Annotated in this window: 4 protein-coding genes; all 4 read right to left on the minus strand. The window is 28.8% G+C overall.

All coding sequences use genetic code 11. The annotated features are described in order from the left end of the window. Positions 1-585 (minus strand): hypothetical protein (locus tag QM536_05650; GenBank protein ID MDI9356492.1); only part of this gene is annotated, 585 nt, incomplete at its 3' end. A gap of 218 nt (positions 586-803) precedes the next feature. Then, positions 804-1,679, minus strand: coding sequence for a site-specific DNA-methyltransferase (locus QM536_05655; protein MDI9356493.1), 876 nt, complete (start codon positions 1,677-1,679; stop codon positions 804-806). Further along, positions 1,676-2,323 (minus strand): hypothetical protein, encoded by a 648-nt coding sequence (locus QM536_05660; protein MDI9356494.1) that lies wholly within the window; start codon positions 2,321-2,323, stop codon positions 1,676-1,678. Before QM536_05660 ends, QM536_05655 begins: the two co-directional genes overlap by 4 nt. A gap of 201 nt (positions 2,324-2,524) precedes the next feature. Further along, on the minus strand, positions 2,525-2,739 hold a 215-nt coding region (locus QM536_05665; protein MDI9356495.1), incomplete at its 5' end, for a hypothetical protein.

The raw sequence follows: 2,739 nt of genomic DNA on the forward strand, positions 1-2,739 counted from the left end.
ATTAGATTTTAATGCAGTTACTTTTGCAGTTTTTTCGTCTAAATCAATAAACAAAATTCCAATTGCATAAGGTTTATGGGCTTGCGGTGTATCATAAGCAAGATTAATGTATTTTTGCAAATCGTGTTTGTTGATTATTTCAATTTTTGCTGGTTCTTTTGTACCTGTTCGTTGTGTTGTTTTTGAATAATAAGGCGTTTTATGTCTTAAAACCACTAATTGAAAATAAGGTAAATCCTTTCGTGCTTGTATATTAGCCGTTTCTCCCATCATATTCTCAAAGTAGTTGTTAGCATTTTGTTTGTAGTTTGATGTTACAAACTTAATTCCCAGACAAATTACAGGTTTTTCATCTTTTACTACTGTTATGTCAATATCTTTGTCATAGTACTTGCCTTTTACTTTCATTTCTTTGGTTTCACTACCCATATAATAAAGGTTGTAACTTTCACCAAATATTTTTTGCAGGGTTTGTGCAACAAAATTATGAATCGGTTTTAATTTTTCAGTGCTACGAGAGCCATGTTCGATATATTTGTTAAACGATTGAGATATCGCTTTTATAAAATCTTTTTCTATATACATATTTTAAGTTTTCTGCCAGGTTAAAAATTATTTCATTTGTTGATATTGGGCTGATGCTTTTTCTTGGGTATAACGAAAAATGCTCAACGCAGGTGCAGGAGTTGAAAGTAAAATGTTTATTTACAGCACAATGTAAATTATTGCACTGTCGTTTCAAGTTTCGCACAATGCCTGCACTTGTCGTTTTAGCATATGTTATGTTTTTTATTTTTATTCATTTAATCAAATAACGTATTTACAGTTTCTAATAATTCATTTGATGTAATATTATTTGTTGTTTTAAATTTCCCCGTATTATCTCCATTTTCTTTACGTTCTTTAAATGTTTTATTTACAAAATGTTTATTTATTTCTTCTTGTATTTTTCTGCGTTCTTTTTCACAATTTTGTAATCTATCAAGCGAAAAATTAATATATTCTTCCGACATATCAATTCCTATATAATTTTTATTTAACAACTTTGCAGCAACAAGTGTTGTTCCACTACCAGAATAAGGGTCTATAACAATTCCTTCGTTATCATTTAAAATAGAATGAATTACTCTTGTTGGCAATTCTATTGGAAATGGTGCAGGATGTGGATTATCTCTTTCTGGTGGAAATCTCCATATAGATGTTAATAACGCATGTTTTGATAATAATTCCTCGCCAATATTATCATTATTTTGTGGCTTAATTAACCAATAAATACGTTCATCAACTTGCCAAAATCTCCACCCACGAATATTTGCGGCAATCATTCTATCCCAAATAATTTCTTGTCTAACAACCCAATTTGTTTTAGAAATCCATAACATCGGATGCAACATTATGCCCCTATCCCAACGTGTTTTATGATTGTAAAAAAATGAACCTCCTGGTTTTATTATTCTGTATAATTCATTTAAAACGTCTATTTGTTCTTTTTGATAGACATTTTCATCTTTTTTGTCTAACGCTTTATCATACAATACATTTTTTACTAACCAACCTTTATTTTTTTCTCCTTTATTGTAAGGTGGCGAAGTAACTCCTAAATCAATAGAATTACTCGGTAATTCTTTTAATTTTTCTATTGTATTACTATGAAATATTTTATTTATAAAATCTTTCATAATTCCTCCATCAAAAAATTATAAAGATTTTTAGTAAAATATTTTTTATTTTTCTTTACTGATTCTTTATTACAATAAATAGTCTTTAAATTTTTACAATCTTGATAATGAGCAAAATTGAAAGTAGCACTTCGCAAATAGGGACCAACTAATTTTACTAATGCTGTTTTTAATCTATCGTAAATTGCAGAAAATGGAAATTCTAAAATATATTGTAATTCTCCATCTACAAAGCCACTGCATAACAAATTTAAGTTTTCGTTTGCATCTTTTTCTAATCTCTTTATAGTATAATCATTAAATCCGCCCTCTCCATTCAATTTTGATTTTGTTTTTTTATCTTCATAACCATCGGTTTGAATATTTTTGGGCTTTGCTTCACAATTAATTGGTTTTCCGCCAATTGAAGTGTTTTGTTTATATCCATTATATCCTAATTTATTAGAATTATGTTTGTATCCAGCAGTAGAAAATGTTACAAATTCTCGTAAACTTGATGAGTTTTTATCATTTATATATGCTGTAAGTAAATCATTTAAACACGCAATTAAATTGTCTTTTGATTTATTTAAAAGCAAATCTGCCAATTTTTTATGTGGCTTTGTTGCATAATATGTCACTATTTGTGAAAGGTCTTGATTCATTTTTTTATTTTTAATTAATTTATAGTAAAGTTACAAATTTATTTTTTATTTTCAATTTTTTTATTAAAACATAACGGTTACGGCTTGGCGAAGGCAGGGCTTTGAAAACCGTCAGCCCAAATGTTGATAGAAGTACAAATGTTCAATTACTTCCGTCTGCCCTGCTTTTGCCAAACTGCTGTTAGGCGTAGTGCTTTTTTTTCAATCAAGTAGATTTAGCAAAGTGGGTTGTCCATTTTTACTTTCTACTACGTTTTTTTGCTTAATAAATTCAAGTCTATACTCATCGGAAATCACTCCATTATTTTGTAGCCTGTCTTGTATCATTTCAAAATATTCAGGGTGCAATTCGCAACTAATAAAGTTTCGTTTTAATTTTTTGCAAAGTACCAATTCACTGCCACTACCACCAAACA

The sequence above is a fragment of the Chitinophagaceae bacterium genome, assembly GCA_030053935.1.
Lineage (GTDB): Bacteria > Bacteroidota > Bacteroidia > Cytophagales > JASGCU01 > JASGCU01.

Bases quoted from the DNA above. Each gene is read 5' to 3' on its own strand.
- QM536_05655 (MDI9356493.1), bottom strand. From the start codon at position 1,679: ATGAAAGATTTTATAAATAAAATATTTCATAGTAATACAATAGAAAAA.
- QM536_05660 (MDI9356494.1), bottom strand. From the start codon at position 2,323: ATGAATCAAGACCTTTCACAAATAGTGACATATTATGCAACAAAGCCA.